Source organism: Ascidiaceihabitans sp. (genome assembly GCF_039986515.1).
Lineage (GTDB): Bacteria > Pseudomonadota > Alphaproteobacteria > Rhodobacterales > Rhodobacteraceae > Ascidiaceihabitans.
The window spans coordinates 209,901-227,859 of record NZ_JBDWQO010000018.1 but is presented as its reverse complement, the minus strand read 5'-3'; the positions used below and the strand labels follow the sequence as shown (position 1 = coordinate 227,859).

The 17,959-nt window shown below is 53.6% G+C and carries 16 protein-coding genes and 1 pseudogene; 8 read left to right on the top strand and 9 right to left on the bottom strand.

Features of this window, described 5'->3' with window-relative positions; genetic code table 11:
- Positions 1 to 53: 53 nt before the first annotated feature.
- From ABJL60_RS18725 to ABJL60_RS18705, 5 genes are read left to right on the top strand one after another with little or no spacing between them, the layout of a single operon-like run.
- Entirely contained in the window at positions 54 to 1,043 is a 990-nt protein-coding gene (locus ABJL60_RS18725; RefSeq protein ID WP_348374307.1) for an iron-siderophore ABC transporter substrate-binding protein, read from the top strand.
- A gap of 15 nt (positions 1,044 to 1,058) precedes the next feature.
- A complete protein-coding gene (locus ABJL60_RS18720; protein ID WP_348374306.1) occupies positions 1,059 to 2,102 on the top strand; it encodes an iron ABC transporter permease in 1,044 nt (347 codons plus the stop codon).
- Positions 2,099 to 3,118, top strand: a complete 1,020-nt coding sequence (locus ABJL60_RS18715) for an iron chelate uptake ABC transporter family permease subunit (protein WP_348374305.1) — start codon at positions 2,099 to 2,101, stop codon at positions 3,116 to 3,118. Before ABJL60_RS18720 ends, ABJL60_RS18715 begins: the two co-directional genes overlap by 4 nt.
- Entirely contained in the window at positions 3,115 to 3,891 is a 777-nt protein-coding gene (locus tag ABJL60_RS18710; protein WP_348374304.1) for an ABC transporter ATP-binding protein, read from the top strand. The genes ABJL60_RS18715 and ABJL60_RS18710 overlap by 4 nt, the downstream gene beginning before the upstream one ends.
- 12 nt (positions 3,892 to 3,903) lie before the next feature.
- On the top strand, positions 3,904 to 4,950 hold the full coding sequence (locus ABJL60_RS18705) for a siderophore-interacting protein (protein WP_348374303.1): 1,047 nt from the start codon (positions 3,904 to 3,906) through the stop codon (positions 4,948 to 4,950).
- A gap of 332 nt (positions 4,951 to 5,282) precedes the next feature.
- Here ABJL60_RS18705 and ABJL60_RS18700 read toward each other — a convergent pair.
- From ABJL60_RS18700 to ABJL60_RS18660, 9 genes and pseudogenes are all read right to left on the bottom strand, one after another.
- A pseudogene (locus tag ABJL60_RS18700) lies at positions 5,283 to 5,453 on the bottom strand (integrase); the annotation flags it as partial.
- A 540-nt stretch (positions 5,454 to 5,993) separates the two neighbouring features.
- Positions 5,994 to 6,482 carry a hypothetical protein gene (locus tag ABJL60_RS18695; RefSeq protein ID WP_348290304.1) on the bottom strand — a complete coding sequence of 163 codons (489 nt, stop codon included), beginning with the start codon at positions 6,480 to 6,482 and terminating at the stop codon, positions 5,994 to 5,996.
- A gap of 1,101 nt (positions 6,483 to 7,583) precedes the next feature.
- Positions 7,584 to 8,918, bottom strand: coding sequence for a TRAP transporter large permease (locus ABJL60_RS18690; protein ID WP_348374302.1), 1,335 nt, complete (start codon positions 8,916 to 8,918; stop codon positions 7,584 to 7,586).
- Between the two features lie 18 nt (positions 8,919 to 8,936).
- Entirely contained in the window at positions 8,937 to 9,431 is a 495-nt protein-coding gene (locus ABJL60_RS18685; protein WP_348290310.1) for a TRAP transporter small permease subunit, read from the bottom strand.
- Between the two features lie 80 nt (positions 9,432 to 9,511).
- Positions 9,512 to 10,546 (bottom strand): C4-dicarboxylate TRAP transporter substrate-binding protein, encoded by a 1,035-nt coding sequence (locus ABJL60_RS18680; protein ID WP_348374301.1) that lies wholly within the window; start codon positions 10,544 to 10,546, stop codon positions 9,512 to 9,514.
- Between the two features lie 154 nt (positions 10,547 to 10,700).
- On the bottom strand, positions 10,701 to 11,678 hold the full coding sequence (locus tag ABJL60_RS18675) for a nitronate monooxygenase family protein (RefSeq protein ID WP_348290314.1): 978 nt from the start codon (positions 11,676 to 11,678) through the stop codon (positions 10,701 to 10,703).
- Positions 11,675 to 12,859, bottom strand: a complete 1,185-nt coding sequence (locus ABJL60_RS18670) for a CaiB/BaiF CoA-transferase family protein (RefSeq protein WP_348374300.1) — start codon at positions 12,857 to 12,859, stop codon at positions 11,675 to 11,677. Before ABJL60_RS18670 ends, ABJL60_RS18675 begins: the two co-directional genes overlap by 4 nt.
- Positions 12,860 to 12,883: 24 nt before the next feature.
- Positions 12,884 to 13,333 carry a MarR family transcriptional regulator gene (locus ABJL60_RS18665; protein ID WP_348290318.1) on the bottom strand — a complete coding sequence of 150 codons (450 nt, stop codon included), beginning with the start codon at positions 13,331 to 13,333 and terminating at the stop codon, positions 12,884 to 12,886.
- Positions 13,334 to 13,420: 87 nt separating this feature from the next.
- Positions 13,421 to 14,323, bottom strand: coding sequence for an SDR family NAD(P)-dependent oxidoreductase (locus tag ABJL60_RS18660; protein WP_348374299.1), 903 nt, complete (start codon positions 14,321 to 14,323; stop codon positions 13,421 to 13,423).
- Between the two features lie 111 nt (positions 14,324 to 14,434).
- On the opposite strand from ABJL60_RS18660, the gene ABJL60_RS18655 reads away from it, so the two are divergent.
- From ABJL60_RS18655 to ABJL60_RS18645, 3 genes are read left to right on the top strand one after another with little or no spacing between them, the layout of a single operon-like run.
- Positions 14,435 to 15,589 (top strand): acyl-CoA dehydrogenase family protein, encoded by a 1,155-nt coding sequence (locus ABJL60_RS18655; protein ID WP_348290322.1) that lies wholly within the window; start codon positions 14,435 to 14,437, stop codon positions 15,587 to 15,589.
- On the top strand, positions 15,586 to 17,166 hold the full coding sequence (locus ABJL60_RS18650; protein WP_348374298.1) for a long-chain-fatty-acid--CoA ligase: 1,581 nt from the start codon (positions 15,586 to 15,588) through the stop codon (positions 17,164 to 17,166). The genes ABJL60_RS18655 and ABJL60_RS18650 overlap by 4 nt, the downstream gene beginning before the upstream one ends.
- A complete protein-coding gene (locus tag ABJL60_RS18645) occupies positions 17,159 to 17,956 on the top strand; it encodes an enoyl-CoA hydratase/isomerase family protein (protein ID WP_348374296.1) in 798 nt (265 codons plus the stop codon). Before ABJL60_RS18650 ends, ABJL60_RS18645 begins: the two co-directional genes overlap by 8 nt.
- Positions 17,957 to 17,959 lie beyond the last annotated feature (3 nt).

The following is a 17,959-nucleotide window of genomic DNA, read 5'->3' as shown; positions in this document are numbered from 1 at the left end:
TCATGCGTTGCGGGCAGTTGGAACACCTGCAACCCTCAAAAAGAGGTTCTCTCATGTCGCGCTTCGCTCTTACCGTAAGTCTTTTTGTGATGAGTGTGACCACAACATGGGCTGATGGTTTTCCTCAACACTTTACCCACCGTTACGGCACGACCATCGTTGTGGACGAACCCCAAAAGGTCGTCTCGATCAGTTACATCGGCCACGATTTCCTTCTGGCACTTGGGGTCAAACCTTATGCTTTACGCAAGTGGTATGGAACGGATGCCTTTGGGGTTTGGCCTTGGGGGCATGAAGCCTTGGGTGATGCGACGCCCATCGTGCTGCAAGGCCAGCTCGATTTTGAACAGATTGCGGCTCTGCGGCCCGACCTGATTGTTGGCCAGTGGTCCGGCATTTCCGAGCAAGATTACAAAATCTTGTCCCGGATTGCGCCAACTATCGCGCCACAGGTAGGATTTGGTGATTACGGAATGCGTTGGCAAGACATGCTCGCCACATTGGGACGCGCCACCGATACAACCGCCAAAGCGCAAGCGATTATCAACAGAATAGAGACGCGGTTTACCACGCTCAAAGCCCAACACCCCGAGTGGCAGAATGCCAGCGCGGTTATGGTCTTTCCCGGTCAAACAGGCGCATATACCGCGCGGGATATCCGCGGCAGGTTCCTTGAGGATCTCGGTTTCAAAGTACCCGCTGCGATAAACGAACACCCCATGGCCGATAATTTCTACGTGCCTATCCCGGATGAGGATCTGTCGGCGATTGATACTGATGCATTGATCTGGCTTGACGCAGGGGGCTCTATTCCGACCCTGCAGAAAATGCCTTTGCGCCCCCATACGAGAGCTTTCAAAGAGGGTCGCGAGGTCTACGCGTCACCCATGTTGAGTGCAGCGCTGTCGCATTCAAGCCCGCTCAGCCTAGACTATGCGTTGGACGCCTTGGTTCCCCTGCTTGAGGCGGCAACCGATGGCAATCCGCGCACCGTCGTTCCCAGCATGCAAAAGGCTGGCATTGCGCCTGCCTTCGGCGGCTAGGAAGGGGCTTAGCACATGACAGCCACACCGGATATCTTGCAAACCAAAACCGCGATACATGCATCTGCCAGTGATCATCGCAAACTGGGCTTGGCTCTGTCTCTTATGGCTTTGTGTCTGCTGGCACCGGTCGCGTTGAGCTTTGGGGTGCGATCTGTGGACTGGACACAAATCTGGTCCGCCCTTACGGATTATGACCCCACAAACCCCGATCATGTGGTGGTACAGGTTATCCGCCTGCCTCGGTTCCTTTCGGCTGTTTTGGCTGGGGCGGCTTTAGCGAGCGCGGGCGCGCTGATGCAAGGCATGACACGCAATCCCTTGGCTGATCCCGGATTGCTGGGTGTCAACGCGGGCGCGTCTATTGGGGTTGTCATCTGCATCTGGATACTTGGCCTGTCCGATCCTGCACAATTCATCTGGGTCGCCCTCGGTGGCGGTTTGGCTGCTTCGGTTCTGGTTTTTGCGTTGGGGAACGCCGGGCGCGGCACACCAGCGCAACTGATCTTAGCCGGAGCAGCCGTGAGCGCTTTGGGCCTTGCGCTGACACGGGGCGTGCTCTTGATCAGTCAGCAAACATTAGATGTTTATCGGTTCTGGGTCTTAGGTGGTTTCAACGGGATTAGGCTGGATACCCTCGCGGCATTGTTGCCCTTCTTTGCCGTCGGCGGCATCGCCACACTGTTCGCGGCAACCACCATAAATGCGCTAAGCCTTGGGAATGACACCGCGCGCAATCTTGGCGTGCGCGTTGGCTTGGCTCAAATCCTGATTGGACTCACTGTTGTAGTACTATGCGGGGCAACGGTGTCTTTGGCTGGGCCAATTACCTTCGTGGGATTGGTCGTTCCCCATCTGGCCCGCAAAGTCGCCGGTAGCGATATGCGCTGGCAAGTCTTGCTCAGCGCAACCTTCGGGGCGGTGCTGATGATTTGCGCAGACCTTACCGGCCGTCTCAGCCTGTTTGGCGGCAATATGCAGGCAGGGGTTATGGCGGCCTTTCTGGGCGGACCTGTCCTGATTTGGATTGTCCGAAAGCATGGGGGCGGCACGCTGTGAACCGCGTCATTCGGATAGGTCCAGTCTCTGTGCAGGTCAGTCGCCGTGCGGGTCTGATGACATTCTTGATTGGGCTGGGCATGATTTTCGCCTGCGTCATCGCCTTGCGCGCCGGCAGTTTCCCGATGAATACCCAAGACGTTCTTGCAGCGCTGACCGGCGACAGCGACCCGATGCACACGCTTGTGGTCTATGATTTGCGTCTGCCCCGTATCTTGGCGGCGCTGGGTGCCGGGGCTGCCTTTGGGATTGCGGGTGCCATGTTCCAAACCATGCTCCGCAATCCGCTGGCCTCCCCCGATATCATCGGCTTCAATGCAGGCGCCAGTTGTGGTGCCCTTTTCGCCATGGTGACGTGTGGTGGTTTTGTCTTACTGGGTGCCATGATTGGCGGTGCCTTGGCTGCGATGCTGGTTCTTGTCCTGTCATGGCAAAATGGTTTGCATCCCTATCGTTTGATCCTGATCGGGATTGGGGTCAGCCTCACACTTTCGGCTTTTGCCGACCTGTTGATCACACGTATGGACGCGTTGACCGCGGCAGATATGGCAAAATGGTTGATTGGGACCCTGAATGCGCGCAGCTGGGCTGATGTCATCCGCGTCACTGTTGGGCTTGGCCTTTTGTTGCCTTTGATCATTTGGTTGAACTTTGTTCTTACACGATTGTCCCTTTCGGATGAGACCGCTACCGGCCTTGGCTTGGCGGTTTCCCTCTTACGATTGACGATCACGGCAGCGGGTGTCGCACTTGTTGCGCTTGCCATTAGCGTCGCAGGCCCACTGCCCTTTGTTGCCTTTGTCAGCGGACCGATTGCGCGTCGTTTGGTGGGTCGTGGCAAACCCGCCCTTCTGGCCGCTGGCGGAATTGGGGCGTTGGTCACGTTGCTTGCTGACACGGCCTCACGACTTATCCCGTTTGTTTCGCTGCCCACGGGCGTGTTTACGGCCATCATTGGTGCACCTGTTCTGATGTGGTTGCTGCTGGTGCAAGCCCGCAAAGGAAATATCATATGACACACCGACTGAGCGCCGAACATCTTGGCGTAACTTACGACAAAGCACCTGTTCTAAGCGGGCTGTCCTTAGAGGTGCCAAATCATAAGGTTACGGTGATCGTTGGACCCAACGCGTGCGGGAAGTCGACCCTTTTGCGCAGCCTTGCGCGGCTTCAATCGCCCACCTCAGGTCACGTCAACTTGGATGGCAAAGCCATTCATCGCCAAAACAGCAGGTCTGTGGCCAAACGGCTGGCGATCCTGCCCCAAGCCCCTGTTGTTCCTGAAGGGTTGCAGGTGCAAGATCTTGTCACACGCGGGCGCACGCCGCATCAAAGCGCCATCCGCCAATGGTCACAAGGTGATGCCGAGGCCGTCGAAAACGCCTTAAGTGTGACCAACCTTAGTCGTCATGCACAGCGCCCACTATCGGCATTGTCAGGTGGCCAACGACAAAGGGCATGGATCGCCATGACCTTGGCCCAAGACACTGACATCTTGCTGCTGGACGAACCCACCACGTATCTTGACCTGCCCCATCAGATCGAACTGTTGAAGATGGTCAAATCCTTGAACCAGGATACGGGGCGCACCATCGTCATGGTCCTACATGATATCAACTTGGCCGCACGGTTTGCCGACCACATCGTCGCCCTCAAAGCTGGTGTGATCGTGGCACAAGGCAGCGCCGCGGATGTGATCACCCCTTCTGGCATGCGTCAAATTTTCGATCTTGAATGCACGGTCATCGACGATCCACTTCACCACACACCTCATGTTATCCCCTCTTGAAAGGGTCTGCTTATGTCTGTCCATCCTAGCTTTCCGCTAAGCGCTGAAACCACGTTACCTAATCTCAATTTCACCGCCACACGTATGGTGATGCTGCATGAAGCCGAAGAACATGGGCTGAAAGTTCTGGCAGACACCGACACATGCGTCACTGTTGAAACCGATTTCGGGGTTTTCCATTTCGAGGCAACAGATCAAGGCATCCGTGCCCAAGTCGCGGCCGCCAAACCAGATTGGCTTTATATGCTGAAAGAAAGTCTGGTCGAGCACATAGAGCACAGCGTCCCAGAGGTCGCCAAGAACATTCGCTGGTCAGATACCGAAACGGTCGGTGCGCGACCACCAAATTTCCATTTTGTGGCGGTTTACTCAGTTGAGAAAATCGGCACGTCGTTCTTGCGGCTACGCCTGAAAGCCAAGGACTTCACGAGCTTTGCAGATGATGCCATCCACTTCCGCTTTGTGCTTCCCCCGGAAGGCCTACTAAATATCGAATGGCCCCATGTCGCACCCAACGGGGCCACCATTTGGCCCAAGGGTGACAAAGCGGTGCACAAGCCGGTCTACACCAGCCGTTGGGTTGATCGCGAAGCCGGGTTTATGGATGTTGATATCTTCATCCACCAAGGCGGGCGTGTCTCGGATTGGGCCGCAACGGTTGCACCCGGCACACAGATTGGCGTGATCGGTCCAGGTGGCGGCGGCGTGGTGGACACTTCTGATATCCACTTCTTTGGTGACGAAACGGCCTTTCCCGCCATCGCACGATTGCTGGAAAGCATGCCGAGCGGTACCAAAGGCACCGCAACCCTTCTGGCCGCAAACGGTGCCGCTTGCGGATACGACATCGTAGCACCTGATGGCATCGCCCTGAACTGGTTAACCTCAGAGCAAAGTGACCTGTTCCAATCTCAGGCTTTGAACGCCTTGAAAGGCAAGCCTAACGCCTATTTCTGGTACGCGGCTGACACAGCAAAAGTGCAAACCATCCGCGCGGCTGCAAAGACAGCACAACGACCAACCAACAGTTCATACATCGCCGCTTATTGGAGCGAATAGCGATGTTGTCGTCGTTAAAAAAGACGCGGGTCATTGCTCAGGTAAATGTCTTTTATGCAAAAAGGTGAGCGAGCCATAATACTGGTTTTGGATTATTCATGAAGCTCACGACGTACCACATCGCAAATGAAACGCACTGATTGCCGAGGCATTCGATAAAGTTAACGTTCAGAATTCCACTGCGAATGGCAAATTTCGTCCACAAGCTGTGAGTTCGACCATCTCACCGTTTTGGGGGTACGGCGGATGACGACAATACACGCTGCGACACGGCATCACGATCAGTGATCTAACGGCAAGTATGGGCCGTCCCTTACGAACGGCCCAAAGGTTTAGATTTCAATAGCTTCCGAAATTGCCAAGGCGTCTTCAAGCTCAACGCCAAGATATCGCACTGTGCTGTCCATCTTGGTGTGACCGAGCAACAAATGAACAGCACGCAGATTGCCGGTCTTCTTGTAAATCTGTGCGACCTTCGTCCGTCGCATTGAATGCGTACCATACAATCCGCGACGCCGTCATTCAGCACTGGGCTGGAAAAGCCCTGTCGCCTTCGAACGAAAGGTGGCTTAAACGAGCACTTGGGGCGGCACGAAACCGCGACAGGTCCAGTTCATATCCGTCTCTCCTTGGTTCTAAAATTACCAAGCAAAGCATCTACAAATCTAGGGCACCTCAGACATCGGCGAGCGAGATAACATAATCAGACGTTAGATCTCCCGCTATTACGACTTCTAAGAACTCTACCTGATCATTCGTTATTTGCATTCGTTGACCATACCATGATTTGGAATTAAATTTTGAATAGCCTCTTCCACGTCAGCTATAGCAAGCTGCCAACCGGAGTATGTGTCTCCGCCTGTGGGCCACTGCCCTTCAAGATCTAACCCAACGTTAAATGAAACCAATACCGGGGATTTGTCAGGAAGAGACCCACTAAAGTCGCAAGAAAATCTATTAGGGTCTTCGCTGTAGGCCGGAAGTCCCGCTGAACACCTAACGGATATTGGATTGCCAAACATGCCGAAGTTTAGTGACTTGTATTAGTCACCTTTTCCAGTATCGCTAAGGTGTGTAATTTTAAGTACCGACCCTTCCTTGAGGTCAGAAGGAGTCCCCAAGGAGTGGAAGTGCCGGTACGGCCATTCACGTCTTTTAGGATAAATAGAAATTTCAAAAACTTCAAATTGACTTTCTCGGCCCAACAAAAAGTCCAAAACGGATATAGGTGGGCCAGATCCCACCCCTAAAGAATACCTGATTTTCGAAACAGTCAAGGGTGGCTGTCCCGGCTGCCAAAAGCGTGGGGGTGATGTTGAAGATGGTTTGTCTTCACCCTCGCCAATTTTTAGTTGCCGGCCACTGCTAGATAACCCTGCTTGGTAAGGTAACTCATACAATACATCATCTAAACATACTGGTATTATATTGGTCGCGCTTGAAGCGGCTGCATTAGGCAGCGCATAAACAGTACAAACAATTGCGGACCGCAGACCTCGACCTAATGCTTCTTTCAATGTAGCTGCCGCCATCAGGTAATTTCGTGCTACAAATATCGGTAAGAAAAAATCCCATCAAGGTGGAACCATTCGAAAGCCTCCGCAAAACAAGGGTTTTACGGAAAGCCCCCCGCCTCGGCTCGACGCTCCCTTAGATCAGGCCCTGAGTATCCTAAAACAGTTTCTTGAAACCAAACATCCGAAAACGTCCATCACCGTGAGTTTTCGGAATACGGGAACCGTTTGTGATTTGGATAAAAACAGAAGTTGGATGTCCTGATTACGCGTTGCAAAGCGCCGTGGCCCCTTTAAGGTATAGCTCTAACTAACAAGTTAACTTAATCTATCACTCCGCAGCCAATCCTTTGGTTCACAAGATCGACAAAGAAAATGAAACGCCATCACCGACAATAAGATTTACGCCGAATTCGTCTGCTAGCGGAGGTCTCGAATTTTTTGTAGCGCCTTCGTGAGTATCTTGGGCAATCACGCGCATATCCCTCACTCACGGCAATCTGGGCAATATACACGCCGTTAAAGTAGCAAGTGCCAACTCACCTGTCGTACGTTTTTGCTCCGGTCAACTCGCATTGAACTGGCTTGTGCAACACCAAGCCTTGCATAAAACGCTTTCCAGCTTTGCCGCCACGTTCATCAAGCTCTGGGCCGTCTAAACCAATCAGTCGAACGGGCAAACCGGACACTTCAATCGTGTCAACATCACGGACATGCGTCACCTTACCTTTGATGATCTCTCCTGCCGTTGCACTTGAACCAACCACACCCACTAGGGCCAATATTCGGAACGCAACGAGGCCACCTTGGCCGTGGACGCAGGCAGGACCGGCGCACCGTCGAGATGATCCAATTCCCAAGCCGCATCCTCAAGAGCCTTTCTGATCGGCTGACCGTTGCTCTCTATATCCAAAACTGGCCGAAGAACCGCGGTTCGCTTGCCGGCCAGAGCGCTTCCAGCACTGCATCAGCACCATTCATTTCTTCATCAGAGCCTGTCACTTATCCATAATCCAAAAACCTTCTCATAATTCACACTACAACGACATTTGCATTGCACGACGCTTGATCGAAAGCCAGATATACAATGCAGGTCCCCTGTATAACGGCTCTCAAGCGTTATGACCCAGGCAAGAACAGCGAAATGATGGGGAACCCAATCAGCAACATCAGGACAATTAAATCACTGATCAAAAAGCGCCACAGGCCACTGAATATCTGCCCAATTGGCACTTTGCCGTCGATTGCCGCAGCAAGGACAAACACGTTCAAACCCACAGGCGGGGTGATTAACCCAATCTCCAGCAACTTTACGATGACAACCCCAAACCAGATTAAATCAAAGCCATAGCTTTCAACCATCGGGATCATCAACGGCAGAGTCAGAACAACAATGCCCACAGGATCAAGGAACATACCCAGCATCAGATAAATCACGCAGACCATGAACATAAATCCCCACGGCCCAATATTGGCCTCGCCCAAGGCGCTGACCATAGAATTGGACAGGCCGGTCAATGCGACGACAGTGATGAACACCTTCGCACAGGCTGCGATGAAAAAGATAACACAGCTGGTGCTGGCTATATCTCGGATCATTGGGATGATGTCGCTCAGTTTGATCAACTTACGCGCCATGCCAATCAGTGTTGCGGTGAACAGAGAAATTGCAGCGGCTTCAGTGGCTGTAAAAATTCCGCCATAAATACCGCCGACGACCACTGTGAACAAAAGCATGGCTGGCCATGCCCTAAACAACGCTGCAGTTTTTTGGGTGTTTGTGAACCTTTCATCCGAAGCCGGTGCAATAGAAGGGTTCCGTTTGACCCAAATATAGACGACGGTCGTGTAACCCAGCATCGACAAAAGGCCGGGGAAAATACCGGCAAGGAACAAATCACCAACAGACGTTTCGGTAAAGATCGCATAAACGATGAACAAAATCGATGGTGGGATCAATGCACCCAGTGTACCGCCTGCAGCGACACAGGCTGTGGCCAACCGCGGATCGTAATTCAGCTTGAGCATTTCAGGCGTGCAAATCCGCCCCATGGTAGACGCACAGGCGATGGAAGATCCAGAGATGGCAGAAAACCCACCACAGCCCGCAATGGACGCAATCGCTACCCCCCCGGGTAGGCGCGATAGGCAAACGCGCGCTGCCTCGTAGATCTCGGTCGTGATGTTGGCACGAAAGGCAACCTGCCCAAGTGCGATGAACAGTGGGATCATCGACAAATTATACGAGTGGATCAGATCAAATCCGTTTGAAAACACAATCGACAGAGTACGGCCAATGGCACGTTCCGGCATAAAGGTACCTGTGCGCATCGCAAAGACCATAAAGAGCGCAATAACCGCGACGCTCCCGATGGCAAAGCCAATCGGCACTCGGATCGCAAGCAAGAGAATGACCGCGACGCACGCGATAAGTCCAATTGTAGCCATGTCCATAGGGGCGCTCCGTTCAGATCAGAGTGTTGCGGGCGCAGGTTGCCCGGTAATTGCAGCTTTGAGGTCGATCCATAGGATTTGCAGCAATCGAAGAGATGTCAGGAAAAACGCAAAGGCACAGGCGCTGCGGCTGATCCATTTTGGGATTAACAAATCGCCGCCATGATGTGCCCCGCTTTGCCAAGTCGACGTGACTTGCAGCCATGACGCGTAAAAGAACGTCATCATGATTACCAAGCCGCAAAGTGCTGCAAGCACCGCAATCCAACGATTCAGCGCATCAGAGAAAAAGTTTGCAACCACCTCGATCGCAACATGCGACCGGCGGGAGGTCGCCGCACTCAGCGGAAACAGAATTGCTGGGACCATAAGCTCGCGCACAAGGATAAGATTGTCTGGAATACCGACGCCCAAGACTTCGCGGCTAAAGATCGACCCAACGATCAGCAGACACAGCGCAACAACGGCGATGGCCCCCAATGTATCAAGGATAAATTCAAGACGTTTAAACATGTCGGAACTCCGAAATATGGTCTGATGGCCAAGGGGTTGGCCATCAGAATTCCACCTGCAGACAGGCGAAGCTCGCCGTCTTAGGCCGGCTCAAGTTCTTTGTATTTTTCGATCAGTGCGAGCAACTCGTCCAGAACGGCTTGGCCATCCAGCCCCGTCGCTTTTGCATCGGCAAGCCACTTTTCGGTAACAGTTGCGCCTGTTTTACGGATAACTTCTGTATCTTCTGCAGAGAATTCAGAAAAAGATATGGCATCATCGCCCGTGGACATAACCTCCATCGCGCGCTTGTCAGCTGCGCCCAATGTACGACCGTAATAATCAGGCATTTCAGCGCCAATGTCGCGGATCGCTTGCTGGTGTTCTGGCGCGAGGCTTTCAAAGCTGTCTTTGTTCATAAAGGTGATCACAACCGTCACAGCCGCAAAGTTCACGGGTGTCATCGTATCAACCAGCTCGTTCAGCTTGGTTGCCACGGCAAAGTAGGAATAGGTGACCGAACAATCGACCAAACCTGTCTCAGTTGCTTGGTACGTCTCATAGATCGGCATACTGACCATGTTCGCGCCAAGTTCGTTGAACAGCGCACTAAAACCGCCGGTGTTCGCCATTTTTTTGCCTGGGACGTCCTCGATTGAGGAAATGCCTTCGCCTTTACAGGCAACCAGACCCGGTGGCAGTGCATAGTGGTTTACATAGACAACATTCTTCTCATCCATACGCGCTTTGATGGTTTCGTTTGTGGTGAACAGTTCGTTCATCGCCTTCATCATGACCCACGGACTTGCGTCGGGCAAAACCAAGGACCCCAACGCCAGCTCGGGCATGACTGATTGCGCGTAAGGGCCGACCACAACGCCCATGTCCGCGACGCCGATCCCAATGGATTCCAACGCGGCCGTCGTCTTGAAAAGCGCGGCCCCCCAGTTGTTTTCCACAGTAACAGCCCCGCCGGTCCGTTCGGCAATCTGCTCTGTCAGGTAGTTAACGGCTGCAGCACGTACACCACGGTTCGGTCCTGAATCGTTGTTGATCAAAACCATGTCCGCATGCGCCGTTGTGGCCATCAGAACTGCACACAAAGCCATGCTTGTGCTTTTAAAAAAACTTTTCATTTTCGTTCCTCCCTAGGTTATGCGCCGCTTGTGCGGCGTTATGCGCCGCTTGTGCGGCATCGTATATCAACAAAGGTAGCGAGATAACTATTATCAAGCAATCTTTTTTGTGACAGTTCGGCCGATCCTTTCTCATCCGTAGCAGCGCTTTCTTTCAGTAACTTTTCAACTGACCACTAAGGCGTTCGCGAGCCGCGATAAATTCACGCTCCAAACGGTCTACCACTTCGGCTGTCGGGACAACCTTTTCAATCGCGCCAAGCCCCTGCCCCGCGCCCCAGACTTCCTTCCAACTTTTTGGTTTCTCACGATCTTCTGCAAAGTTCATTTTAGAGGGATCTGAAATTTCCAGTTCAGCAGGGTTCATGCCTGCCTTTGCAATCGACGGTTTGAGATAGTTACCATGCACCCCTGTAAACAGATTGGTATAGATGATGTCTTCGGCACCATGATCCGCAACCATCTGTTTATAATCCGGCACTGCGGCACATTCCTCAGTGGCGATAAAGAGCGTACCGGCATATCCACCGTCCGCCCCCATCGCCATCGCAGCAAGGATAGAATCCCCGCGCGCAATCGCCCCTGACAGGAAAAGTGGACCGTCAAACCACGCACGGATTTCTTGGATCAACGCCAAAGGCGATTGCGCACCAGCATGCCCTCCCGCACCCGCCGCCACCGCGACGAGCCCGTCGGCGCCTTTTTCAATCGCCTTTTTCGCAAAGCGATTGTTGATCACATCATGCAACACCACACCCCCACATGAATGTGCCGCCTCATTCACCTCGACCCGCGCACCAAGGGATGTGACCCAGATCGGAACTTTGTGTTTAACGCAAATCTCAATGTCGCGGTCCAACCGTGCGTTGGATTTGTGAACGATCTGGTTGATCGCATACGGGGCCGCCGGGCGGTCAGGGTTTTCCTGATTATGCCTGTCCAGTTCCTCGTTAATGTAGGTCAGCCACGCATCCAAACTTTCACCGTCCTTTTCACGCGCATTTAACGCAGGAAAGCACCCGACGATTCCGGCCTTACACTGGGCCAGCACCAATTCTGGACGCGAAATGATGAACAACGGGCTTCCGATCAACGGCAATCGCCATCCTTGAAGGGCTTTGGGGAGGGTCATTTTGCGTTTTCCTTTGTTTGTGTTTCGGAGATCGCGCCTTGGACAATCAGATGTTGAATATCGTCTGCACTGAACCCAAGCTCTTCGAGCAGTGTTACAGTTTCAGCACCGGGATCGGATGGCGGTTGCATCGGGCCGTTGCCTGCCAGGGCAAAACGTGGGGCCGGGCTTGGCTGTTCTGGACCTTGTGGCTGAAAAGCATTACGCGCCGCCATATGGGGGTGCGTGCGGGCCTCATTTGGCCGTAAAACAGGCGCGTAACAGGCATCCGTGCCGCTCAAAAGATCGTTCCAATACGCCTGTGGGTGCGCCGCAAACGTCTGTTCCAATAGGGTGCGCGTCGCGGCGTGGGTACTGGGGTCATCTCGCCTGCCCACCTGATCGGCAGGGATGTCGAGTATTTCAAGCAGCTTGGCCCAGAATTGGGGTTCTAACGCGCCGATACTGATCCATTCACCGTCAGCACATTGATAAACATCGTACCACGGCACACCACCATCCAGCTTGTTGGCCTGACGGCGATCCTCCCAAAGGCCCATGGCGCGGCGTGAATGAATGAAGGTCATCAAACTGTTGGTGCCGTCACAAATCGCGGCATCAACGGTATCGCCCTTACCAGTCGTCTGCGCATTCAGGATGCCCGCGACAATTCCAAAGGCCAAGTACATGCCGCCCCCGCCATAGTCCCCCAACAGGTTCATGGGAAACGTCGGTTTGCTGTCCGCTTCGCCCGTAGCCCATAAGGCGCCAGACAGGGCGATATAGTTCAAATCATGGCCCGCCGCCTGCGCCCATGGCCCGTCTTGCCCCCACCCCGTCATCCGCCCATACACCAATTTGGGGTTACGCCCGTTGCACACATCTGGCCCCAGGCCCAACCGCTCCATCACGCCGGGGCGGAACCCTTCGATCAACGCGTCGGCGGATGCTATCAAAGACAACGCGATGTCGATTGCCTTGGGGTCTTTTAGATTCAGCGCAAGAGACCGCCGATTGCGCAGTGTAAAGTCATTGGGGTGTGCAGGCACATCCGAAATGCGATCCACACGGATCACCTCCGCGCCCATATCAGCCAACATCATTGCCGCAAATGGACCCGGTCCAATGCCTGCAAATTCGATGATGCGTAGGCCGCTTAAGGGCCCGTGTCTTTGGGGTGGTGCCTGAGTGTTCTGTGTCAAAATTCCAACTGGAAACTGACGCGTCTAGCCTGATACGATCTGCTTTTTCAGATTATTCCGCATTTTCGCCAGTACTTTGAGCGTCGTTGCCAGATCCTCTTCTGTTACGCCTGTGTTCGCAATTTCATCAACGTCAGCAATGATCCCGGTCATCACCTTAACAAGGTCACGGCCACGGCTGGTGGCAAAAACACAATTGGACCGTCGGTCTTCCACATTGGCGCGCCGCTCTACGAAACTGTGCGCCTCCAATCTGTCGATCAGCTTTGAAACCGTGACGGTCGCCACTTCCATACGGTTGGCCAGTTGCGATTGCGTCAGCCCGTCCTCGTACCAAAGATGCACAAGTATCCATCCTTGGCTCATGGTGACATCATGCGGTTTCAGCAAAGCATCAAAGATGATGCCCCGAAAGCGCGCAATCTCTTGAAAGATTGGTTGTTGGATTTGTGCCAGTTTCGGATGTTTATTCACAACAGACCCTTTCGCGTGTGGTCACAGGCGCACCCCCAAAGGGGCACACCCGCTGACATAGCGGCTTGGGATATCGTTGGGAAAGGGTCAAATTGGATCCCAGGTGAAAACATCACCGGAACGGTCCAGATCGTAAAAGTCCGCCTTGAGTGCGGGAAGCGCGTGTTCCGTGACTGATTCAGGTGTCCAACCATCGTCCCGATGTACGGACCGGATCGGGCGCGGCTGGCTCATCAAAAAGATCTCATTCTTGCGGATGCAGAAGATTTGGCCCGTGACATCGCAATCTGGTGCGGCCAGCGATACGCAAAGCGGTGCAATTTTTGCGGGGGTCATTGCTTTGATCCGCTCAACACGCGCGGCCTCGGCTTCGGTGTTGGCCGGGATCGTTCCGATCAGGCGGGACCACGCAAAGGGCGCAATGCAATTGGACCGCACATTGAACCGCGACATATCTAAGGCCAGGGATTTGGACAAACCAACAATCCCCATCTTCGCGGCAGAATAGTTGGCCTGCCCAAAATTGCCAATCAACCCGGATGTCGAGGTGAAATTAACAAAGCATCCTGACCCCTGCTCACGGAACTGGCCTGCGACAGCTTTGGCCATGTTAAAGCTACCGTTCAGATGCACATCCAAAACTGATTGCCAAGCATGATGGCTCATCTTGTGGAAAATCGTATCGCGCAGAATGCCCGCGTTGTTCACGACAACATCGACCGCACCAAAGCTGTCCATAGCTTGCGCATACATCGCCTCGGCGTCTTGTGCTTTCGCCACATTGCCAAAGTTTGCAACGGCTTCACCCCCGCCTGCGACAATCTCGGCCACCACGTCTTCTGCAGGCGCAGCATCTGTGCCATCACCATCCGCCGCCCCACCAAGGTCATTCACAACAACCCGACCGCCATAGGCCGCCATCATCAATGCGATGTCACGGCCAATACCCCGGCCTGCACCCGTCACGATTACAACTTTACCGTCCAACATGAGATTATCCTCTGAGATCTTTGAGTTGACATTTAATTACCTTGATTATTATTTGCAAGCTAATATTAATGCTAAAAGACAATCACGCGATATCACCCCGGAGGACGACCCATGTTTCAGCGTACGGTTTTCAACGAAGACCATGAAATGTTTCGCGATCAGGTGCGCCGGTTTGTTGCGACTGAAATCGTACCCAACCACGCACAATGGGAAAAAGAAGGGCGCGTCAGCCGAGACGCTTGGCTGAAAGCGGGCGAAAGCGGTCTTTTGTGTGCAGCGATACCCGAAGAATACGGCGGTGTGGGTGCGGATTTTCTATTTTCGATGGTCGTAATGGAAGAATTGGCCCGCGTCGGGGCGATGGGGCCTGGTTTCAGCCTCCACTCTGATATTGTGGCGCCTTATCTGCTGCACTACGGGGCCGAGAGCGTGAAATCAGAATGGTTGCCTCGCATGGCGCGCGGAGAGGTGATCGGAGCCATTGCCATGACGGAACCCGGCGCAGGGTCTGATGTGCAAGGGATCAAAACCACCGCCGTGCGCGACGGTGATGATTATGTGATCAACGGGCAAAAGGTGTTCATCACCAACGGCGGCAACTGTGATCTACTGGTGCTTGCGTGCAAAACCGATCCGACCCTTGGCGCCAAGGGCATCTCCTTGATTGTTGTGCCTGCCGACACACCCGGCTTTCGCAAAGGCAATCAGCTGCTCGAAAAGATCGGCTGGAAAGCGCAAGACACCGCAGAGCTGTTTTTTGATGACTGCCGTGTCCCCGCGGCGAACCTTCTGGGTGAAGAAGGGCGCGGATTTTACTATCTGATGGAGCAACTCCCCCAAGAACGGCTTTTGCAATGTGTACGCTCCGTCGCCAATCTGGAAGGCGCGCTCGAATGGACGATTGAACATGTCACAGGGCGCAAAGCCTTTGGCAAAACCATCGCAGATTTTCAAAATACCCGCTTCAAACTGGCTGAGATCAAAGCAGAAGCTACGATGCTGCGTGTCTTTGTCGATAAATGCCTAGAAATGCACATGGCTGGAGATTTGGACGCAGTTGATGCCGCGATGGGCAAAATGCTGACGTCGGAAATGCTCTGCAATCGACTGGATGACCTTCTGCAACTTCATGGTGGCTATGGATATATGTGGGAATACGCGATTGCGCGCGCATGGGCCGATGCACGTGTGGGACGCATTGCAGGGGGCACTGGTGAAATCATGCGTGAAATTATCGGGCGTTCCGTATTAGGGGGGCAAAAATGATCCGTTTACCTGATCTTGCACGCAAATATGCGTTCCAAACGCCAGAAAAAACAGCCACGTATTTTGAAACACGGGGCCACGATTGGCAGACCTATACACAGCGCATGCACGGTCTTGCCAAAGGGTTGAAAGATCTGGGTGTCAAACCGGGCGACCGAGTTGGATATCTCGGCATGAATTCCCATTGGATCGTCGAATCTTACTTAGCGCCCTGCATGATCGGGGCGATTTGCGTGCCCCTGAACTACCGCCTGTCAGAGGACGAGCTTGTAGAAACAATTGAGGACTGCACACCAGAAATTCTGATTGTAGATCGGCACTTTCAAACGGTCGCTGCAGCCTTGATCGACCGATGTGCGTCGCTCAAAACACTGATCTTTGCGGACTGGGATAGCCCCAGTGCAGATATGCCAAACGATACATTGCCTTACGAAGATCTAATCGCAAACGCAGGCACCGTGGCCTTTGATGCGTTCGACGACATCTCTTCTGCCTCTGATGATACCATGATTTTGTTCTATACGTCGGGAACGACGGGTGTTCCCAAGGGCGTCATGTTGAGCCATTCCAACATTTTGGCCAACACGATGGGCACAGGCCCGTTGTACAAATACGCAGCAGATGATGTGCTGTTGCTGTCAGGACCGATGTTCCATCTTGGTACTGGCAGCCGGGTGTTCACCTCAGTGGGATATGGCACCACCAAAATCATCCAACCCAAATTTGATGTCGAAGACACGATGCGTCTGATCCAAGAACAGCGGGTCACCACGATGACGATGGTGCCAACCATGTTGCGGATGATTTTGGACCACCCTGATTTCAGCAAGTTTGATTTTTCATCCTTGCGTTGTCTCACCTATGGTGCGGCCCCCATGCCCATCGGTGTGATCCAGCAATGTCTGGACCAAATCCCCGGTGTCAGCTTTTGCCAAGGGTATGGCATGACGGAAGCGGCTCCCAACCTGTGTGTGCTGCGCCCCGAAGATCATGTGCCGATTGATGGCGTCATCCCCAAACTCGGGTCCGTTGGACGCCCCATTTCCACCACGGATTTACGTGTCGTCGATGAAAACGGTGTGCCCGTCGCACAGGGCGAAACCGGCGAGGTAATCGTGCGCGGTCCGCAGATTATGAACGGGTATTGGAACAAACCAAAGGAAACCGCCGACGTCTTGCGCGGCGGGTTCTACCACACAGGCGATGCAGGATATGAGGATGCGGATGGGTTTCTTTATCTCGCGGGCCGCACGAAAGAGATGATCATCACAGGTGGTGAAAACGTCTATCCGATAGAGACCGAAAATTGTTTGTCCAAACATCCTGCGGTCGCGTCATCGGCGGTTTTAGGGCTTCCCCATGAAAAATGGGGCGAAATGGTATTTGCTGCGGTTTCGCTCAAAGCGGGCGCAACAGCCACAGAACAAGACTTGATCGATCACTGCCGGAGCAAAATCGCGGGATACAAAACTCCCAAAAAGATCACGATTTGGGACGGCCCTTTGCCACTGAACCCTGCCAACAAGATCGACAAACGCGGGATCAAAGCACAGATGCAGGAGACCGATGATGAGTGACGCTGTAAAAGTGACGCGCGACGGCGATGTAGCTTTGATCGAATTGAACGAACCGGCAAGCCGTAACGCATTTTCCCAAGACATCCGCGATGGGCTACGCGACGCCGCCGCAGCGCTAACAGGTGATGCAACCTTGCGCGCTGTTGTGCTGACCGGAACGGGCGGCGTGTTTAGTGCCGGCGGTGATCTAAAGGCCATGTTGCGCCGCCACAAATCCGGCGAGGAATATAGCCATGACACCGCCAAAGCGCGGATGGAAGCCCTGCACGATTGGTTCAAGCAGTTCTGCGCGCTGCCCGTTCCTGTGATCGCAGCGGTGGATGGTCCTGCTTATGGTGCTGGCTTTGGGCTGGCCATGTGCGCCGATATTGTGATCGCCTCCGAGCGGGCCGAATTTGGAGCGTCCTTTGCCAAGGTGGGGGCTGTGCCAGATTGCAATCTGATGTGGTCCCTACCCCGTATCATTGGTCTGCAAAAAGCACGCGAGCTGTTTTATACTGCGCGCGTTGTCGGGGCCACCGAAGCGCAAGCGCTTGGCATTTGCATGGAAGTGCTACCCCCAGAGGCCGTTTTACCCCGCGCCTTAGAGATCGCGGGCATGATGCAAGAAACGTCTCAGTTGGCGTTTTCACTGACAAAAGAACTAACAGGGCGCGCATTGCAAAGTGATGCAGAAACAATGCTGAAGCTGGAAGCCGAAGCACAGGCACAATGCCTGACCAGTGAATATCACATAAATGCTATCGGGCGCTTTACCGAGAAAAAGCCGCCAAAATTCAACTTTTCATAGGGC

What these genes read in the sequence shown, in the direction of transcription:
- ABJL60_RS18695 (WP_348290304.1), bottom strand. Translation starts at nt 6,482, where the DNA reads ATGGCGGCAGCTACATTGAAAGAAGCATTAGGTCGAGGTCTGCGGTCC.
- ABJL60_RS18655 (WP_348290322.1), top strand. Translation starts at nt 14,435, where the DNA reads ATGTTTCAGCGTACGGTTTTCAACGAAGACCATGAAATGTTTCGCGAT.
- ABJL60_RS18680 (WP_348374301.1), bottom strand. Translation starts at nt 10,546, where the DNA reads ATGAAAAGTTTTTTTAAAAGCACAAGCATGGCTTTGTGTGCAGTTCTG.
- ABJL60_RS18720 (WP_348374306.1), top strand. Translation starts at nt 1,059, where the DNA reads ATGACAGCCACACCGGATATCTTGCAAACCAAAACCGCGATACATGCA.
- ABJL60_RS18650 (WP_348374298.1), top strand. Translation starts at nt 15,586, where the DNA reads ATGATCCGTTTACCTGATCTTGCACGCAAATATGCGTTCCAAACGCCA.
- ABJL60_RS18660 (WP_348374299.1), bottom strand. Translation starts at nt 14,323, where the DNA reads ATGTTGGACGGTAAAGTTGTAATCGTGACGGGTGCAGGCCGGGGTATT.
- ABJL60_RS18675 (WP_348290314.1), bottom strand. Translation starts at nt 11,678, where the DNA reads ATGACCCTCCCCAAAGCCCTTCAAGGATGGCGATTGCCGTTGATCGGA.
- ABJL60_RS18705 (WP_348374303.1), top strand. Translation starts at nt 3,904, where the DNA reads ATGTCTGTCCATCCTAGCTTTCCGCTAAGCGCTGAAACCACGTTACCT.
- ABJL60_RS18685 (WP_348290310.1), bottom strand. Translation starts at nt 9,431, where the DNA reads ATGTTTAAACGTCTTGAATTTATCCTTGATACATTGGGGGCCATCGCC.
- ABJL60_RS18690 (WP_348374302.1), bottom strand. Translation starts at nt 8,918, where the DNA reads ATGGACATGGCTACAATTGGACTTATCGCGTGCGTCGCGGTCATTCTC.
- ABJL60_RS18645 (WP_348374296.1), top strand. Translation starts at nt 17,159, where the DNA reads ATGAGTGACGCTGTAAAAGTGACGCGCGACGGCGATGTAGCTTTGATC.
- ABJL60_RS18725 (WP_348374307.1), top strand. Translation starts at nt 54, where the DNA reads ATGTCGCGCTTCGCTCTTACCGTAAGTCTTTTTGTGATGAGTGTGACC.
- ABJL60_RS18710 (WP_348374304.1), top strand. Translation starts at nt 3,115, where the DNA reads ATGACACACCGACTGAGCGCCGAACATCTTGGCGTAACTTACGACAAA.